Raw genomic sequence first — 5,596 nt, 5'->3', positions numbered from 1 at the left:
TGACCTACACCGACCGCTCCGCCTCCCCTGCCCCTGCCCCTGCTCGTGCTCGTGCCGATGCCGATGCCGCCGTCGACGGCGAGCCCGAGAGCGCATCGCTGTCGGACGACGACGGGCCCGCCGAGTCCGCCCCGGCGCTTCCCCCGTCCCGGTCCCGGGTCGCCTTCGAGTATCGCCACCGGGACGTCACCGATCCGGACCAGCGCCGCCGGCTTGCCGATCTGGCCGAGCAGATCGTGCTGACCGGCCTGCGGGACCTCCGGGCCGGTCTGCGGCTTCCCGAGGTCACGGTCACCGGTTACAGCAACGGCCCGCGCTTCGCACTGTCCGGTGCCGCCGTCGAGCACGCCGAGACGGTCGGCCGGCAGCGGGCGGAGGCCGTGCGTGACCTCCTCCGCGACGAGATCCGGCGTCAACTGCGGCGCAACGAGGCGGGCGTGCGCAACGTCGCGGAAGCACGCGGCGGCACGGTCCGGGCCGAGGACTTCCCGATCACCACGGCGAGCGGCGGCCGGGACATCGGTTCCGTCGGCCCGGTCGACGGCGCCACCGGGCGGGCGGCACGGCGACAGGTGGTCATCACGATCGACCGTTCCCCCCTGTCGGAGGCCGTCGCCCGGCTGGCGGAACTGAGCCCGGAGGACTTCCGCGAGGTGGACTACTTCACCGGCCCGGACCGGCTCGCCGGAAACCTCCTGCACCTCGACGACAACCCCGGGGACGACCCCGACTCGGACACCGGCTCGGACAGCGACTCGGACACCGGCTCGGACAGCGACTCGGACACCGGCTCGGACGGAGATTCCACGACCTCCGCCCCCGCACCGGTGCGCTTCGACGCCGACGACCTGTCGAACCGTGTGCGCCGGCTGTACGAGCTGGTGGACGAGGCGATGGCGGCAGGGCGGGCGACGAGCCGGGCATCACTGACCGCCCATCACCTGGGGAAGCAGGGCCTGCTGACCGAAGCCACCCGCTTTAGCGCACCGGACGGCACCCCGTCGGGCCGGAACTGGACGGGCCGGCCCGCCCGGGAGCTGGACGTCTCCTCCTACGACGTGGTGGACGGTGACGACCGCGACTCCCGGCCGTCACCGTGGACGCGCCGGCCCGATGCCCCTCTTCCGTACGTGATCGGCACGAAGGACGGTGACCACACCAAGGTCAGGCTGGCACTGCCGGACGGCAGCAAGCGGTGGCAGCTGTCGCCGGAGGAGTTCGCCGAACTACTGGCGCAGGACGAAGAACTGGCGGGTCGTCAGAAGGCTGCCGAGGTGGTGCTCGTCTCGCCGAACGCCGGTGCCATGGGGCTGGACCTGCCGCGCAGGGCCGCGGCCCGGGCCCGCAGGACACTGTGGTCGCACAGTGGCGAGGTCGCCCTGAAGCCGCACCCCGACACCGGCCGGTACCGCGTCGAGGTGACCGACGACCGGGCCCTCGGCGACGAGTCGATGGGTGAGCCGTCGGATGAGCTGCTGGGTGAGCCGATCGGCGAGTGGATCGCCAGTGACCCCGACGACCTGGGACCGGACGAGGGAGGGCCGGAACCCGCGGAAGGCGTCCTGCGCACGATCGACGGGAGGACCCTCCGGGACGCGGACGTCAAGTCGGTCACCCTCACCGACGAGGGCCGCCCCGTCGGCCGCGCGGTGGTCAACGGCTCGGACCTGGTCCGGCGCGAGCCGTGGCTTGGAGAACTGACCCGGTCGACGCACTGGTCGGTCTACGACCCGGTCACCGGTGAACCGATCGGGAATCCCCGGCCGGTGCCGTGGAAGGGCCGCAAGCCCTACTTCTTCCTGGTCCACGGCCTGCCGGGGCAGACCCTCATGGTCGAGCACATGTTCCAGAACAACGTCGCGGTCCCAGGCGCGGAGACCGGCGGCTACCTCCGTCGGCGCCGCAGCGTGACCCGCCTGGACCAGGACACCCCCCTCGTGTTCCTGTCCTGCTGGGGGAGCGGGCCGGAGGGACACACCGCCGCAGCCTTGAAGCGCAGCCGCCCGTACGTCCCCGATCCGCTCGCCGTCTCGTCGGCGGCCCAGGACGTCGCCAACGTGACACGGCGCGACGTCTACTCCCCGGACAGGGAACACCTGAGCCGCTACGCCAACGGGAAGCTGTACGACCACGGCATCCCCACCACCCCGGCGAACGACCCGGTGGACATGGTGAAGCTGCGCCCCGAACCGACCCCGGAGGAACTCGACGCCCTCGCCGCACAGGCCGGACTGGAGACCTCCCCGGACTTCACCCCGGCCATGGTTCGCGACACGGCACTGCGCATGGTCCGCGCACTGCGGACGACGTTCGGCGTCGACGTGGAGAAGGACAGGGACGACCCGGCCGGCGGGTACCGCCGGCTGCTGCGCGGCATCGGCGCCCTGGAGGTCATGCGCCGCGGGGACGAGAACCTGCGGGAGCACGGCGAGCTGACGCTCGACCTGCTCGACCGGGTCACCCGCGCGCATCACGGCCTGACGACCGCCCCCGGTACCCGGCCGCGCCGCCGGACCCCGACGACGTACGGACGATGCTCGAAGCCGCGTCGGCGCACTTGTCGACCGACCCCCGGTCCGCGCTGCCCGACTTCGTCCCCCTGCCCTCCGTGGACCGGCCCGCGAACTGATCAGCCGACATGGTCCCGATGAGTGGGCGCGCCAGGTGCTGGAACTGCGCGCGTGGGAGCAGGTCACCGCGGCGCACCGGCAGAACGCGCTGTGGGCCACGGTCCAGGCCGTGGAGAGCGTGGAGAACCACCCCGACCCCGACGCCCTGACGACGAAGGCGCTCCACCTGGGCACCGGTGTGGATCCGCGGGACGAGGCCCTCCGGGCGGACCTCCTCCGGATGACAGCCACGGCGGCGGCCCTCGGCCGCGACGCCTACGACCCCACCGTGCTCGCCGCGTACGACCTCGAACGCAACGGCGCGCTGAACGACCGCACCCTCATCACCGCCGTGAACGGCACGCGCACCGGGCGCAGTTGGACGGGAGGGCCGGTCCCGAGCCGCCTGTGGGCGGACCGCTACGTGATCTCACCCGACGGTCGCCTGGCGGGCAGCCGTGGGGCGCTGGCTCCCTGGCACAGGAAGGGCGCCGCAAAGGGCGCCCATCCCTCCGGATACGTACTGCACATGAGCGGCACGACCCCGGGGCAGGCCGATATGCCCTGGCCGGACGGCACCACCCGCCCGGTGCCCTACGAGGAGATCGCCGAACTCCTGTCCCACGATCCAGTCCTGGCGCGGCTGGACCGGGACGTCACGGTCGTTCCCGTCGGGACGGGGGAGGGGGATGCCGAACTGGCCGAGGCGATCGCTGCCCGGACGGGGGCCGCCCGGACCGTGTGGCTGCCTGTGCGGCCCCTCCGCCTCCTGGACCGGCGGCCCGCCGTGAACGAGAGCCTTCTCGTGCTGATCTCGCCCCAGGACGACACAGGAGCACACTGGTCGCAGACCCGTCCGCCCGCGTTGGCGACGCAGCCCTCCGGGCCCGCCCCCGACGTCATCACGACCGGTGGTGACACCCCGTCCCAGGCGCCGCTGTCCGAGGCGCCGCCGTCCAAGTCGCCTCCGTCCGAGGACGCCCGGCGCCGGTGGGTCGCCGGCCAAGTCAGTGCGGAGGACCTGCCCGGGAACCCGCCGGGATTCACCGGCGCGAGATGGTCAGTCTGGCCGAACTGAGGCACGCGGGCGTCGAGATCACTCCCGGGATGGACGTCGAGGCGCAACTCGGCGGCGGCGTGCGGGGCAGCGGACTGGCGCCGCTCGACCAGGTGCGGCTGCTGCTGGCCCGCCCCGGCCCGTGGCCCGACTCCCTCGACGCCGTCGCGGCCACCGTGTCGCGCCGCGTCTGGCGCTCGGCTTTCAGGGACTTCGAGAACACGGCCCCGGACGCGAACACCGCCCGGGCCTGGGACACGGCCCTCGGGCTGCTCCTGCCCGGTGAACAGGACTCCGTACTCGCGGACTGGCGGTACGCCGGGGAGGTGTACCGAGAAGCGGTGCGCCGGCTCTCCGTCGTCCTGGCGGCGGAAGGAACCGACCCCTCGACGGCCGCGCGCTTCGCCGCCCGGCTCCGGGAGGGTCTCGGACTGCCTCCACCTCGGAACACGTGGTCCGAGTGAGCGTGGACGAAGCAGGCGGACGAAGGGGAAAGCCGGATGGCAGTGACCAAGGTGCATGAGCGGAGTGCGGCAGCGATGCCCACGCCCCCCGAAGACATCGTCGAGGCGGCACGGCTCGCGCCGGAGCACTGGATCAGCATGATCGACCCCGGCTGGGACGGCGAGGGCGCGCCGCCCGACCGGGTCGTGGTCGGCCGCTGGCGCACGGGAGCGACCGGCGAGATAGAGGAGTGGGAGGACAACGAGGCGTACCGGCCCTCACCGGAAGCGCTCGGCTGGCCCGAGGCCACCGACGACGTCGACGCAGCCCTCCAGCTCGCGGTCACCGGCTACGGACCGGCCGAGGCCGTACCGCGTGCTCTGGCCACCGCCGAGGTGGCGGTGCTGACCCTGCCGGACGGAACACCGGTGACAGCCGCCGTGGCGGACGGTGGGCTCGTCGTCCCGGTCCTCACCGCCCCGCTCCACCTCGACGCCATGGGAGGCTTCGCCTTCGAACGCCTCACCGTCGCGGACCTCCTGGACCGACTTCCACCGGGCCACGCGCTCTACGTCAACCCGGCCGGCCCCGCGGGCACCGTGCTGGACGCCGATCTGCTCAGGGCTCACATGTCCGGCACTCCTGGCTGACCCTTTCCGCATGGGTCCGGTCTGCGTGGTGCGCGCTGCGGCGTCGGCGGGAGCACGGGTGGTTCAGCCGGGTTGGCCCGCTCGCCGACGGGTGCGGGAGGGGGCGACACGCGAGCCGGGGTTGTCGGCATGAGGAGTGAGGCGTTCGGGGTGGTGGCCGAGCGCCGCGATGGTTCGTCAGTGGGCCCGCAACGGTCCGCCGCTGTCCGCCGGTCCCGTCGATGCTGTTCTTCCAAGGCTCACCCGCTTCGCCCGTCCCGGGCATCCAGGACCGCCTCACGCGGCAATCTTGCTGCTCCTCGTGGCACGGTCGGGGCGTCGGCTGCCCGAAGCCCTTCGAACGCGAGTAGACCGACGTTCGAGAGCAGCACGGCCACCACGGCGAGCCGCTGCCGTTCGGCCGAGCACTCGGCGCAGCGGCCGAGGTGTTCGGCACTCTCGGCGTCGATCCCACCGTGCCGGTCCCCGGTCAGGGCCTGGACAGCCAACTCTTCCCTGGTCTGCTCGCAGTTCACCATGTCTCCTTCGACCTGGGCTGTCACGCCTGGAACGACTGCAATGTCTGAAGTGGTGCACGCCATCGAGCCTTCGAGAGGCACACCGTCCAAGTGGAGAACGACCAACCAAGGCGGGAGGCCCTCGGCACGTGGACGCGGCAGGTGAGTGGGACGACCCTGACAGCCGACGGTGCCGGAAGGCAGGGACCGTCGGGCGGCGCCGATACTGCCCCGGTCGGCCGGAGGCCCGCGGCGCCGGCACTGCCCCGTCCGGTGACGGCTGCGGAGCCGTCCGGCACGAGCCGGCCAACGGCACGAGACGGTGGGGGAACGGGGGAG

Annotated in this window: 5 protein-coding genes; 4 read left to right on the top strand and 1 reads right to left on the bottom strand. The window is 72.8% G+C overall.

All coding sequences use genetic code 11. From position 1 onward, the window contains the following. The 4 genes from BM536_RS38075 to BM536_RS38060 all read left to right on the top strand — a co-directional run. Positions 1-2,651, top strand: a 2,651-nt coding sequence (locus tag BM536_RS38075) for a lonely Cys domain-containing protein (RefSeq protein WP_143651133.1), incomplete at its 5' end; no start/stop codon positions are given. Between the two features lie 13 nt (positions 2,652-2,664). Then, the gene (locus BM536_RS38070; protein WP_094104074.1) at positions 2,665-3,687 is read left to right on the top strand and encodes a hypothetical protein; all 1,023 of its coding nucleotides are present in this window, start codon (positions 2,665-2,667) and stop codon (positions 3,685-3,687) included. Then, complete coding sequence (locus BM536_RS38065) at positions 3,666-4,130, top strand: hypothetical protein (RefSeq protein ID WP_073499765.1); 465 nt, start codon at positions 3,666-3,668, stop codon at positions 4,128-4,130. Before BM536_RS38070 ends, BM536_RS38065 begins: the two co-directional genes overlap by 22 nt. 75 nt (positions 4,131-4,205) lie before the next feature. Next, a complete protein-coding gene (locus BM536_RS38060) occupies positions 4,206-4,760 on the top strand; it encodes a type VII secretion system-associated protein (protein WP_245874016.1) in 555 nt (184 codons plus the stop codon). Between the two features lie 239 nt (positions 4,761-4,999). Here BM536_RS38060 and BM536_RS38055 read toward each other — a convergent pair whose 3' ends face one another. Beyond that, positions 5,000-5,278, bottom strand: a complete 279-nt coding sequence (locus BM536_RS38055) for a hypothetical protein (protein ID WP_073499761.1) — start codon at positions 5,276-5,278, stop codon at positions 5,000-5,002. Between the last annotated feature and the right edge of the window lie 318 nt (positions 5,279-5,596).

It is taken from the genome of Streptomyces phaeoluteigriseus, assembly GCF_001896135.2.
Lineage (GTDB): Bacteria > Actinomycetota > Actinomycetes > Streptomycetales > Streptomycetaceae > Streptomyces > Streptomyces phaeoluteigriseus.
This window is presented reverse-complemented; position numbering and strand designations above follow the sequence as displayed.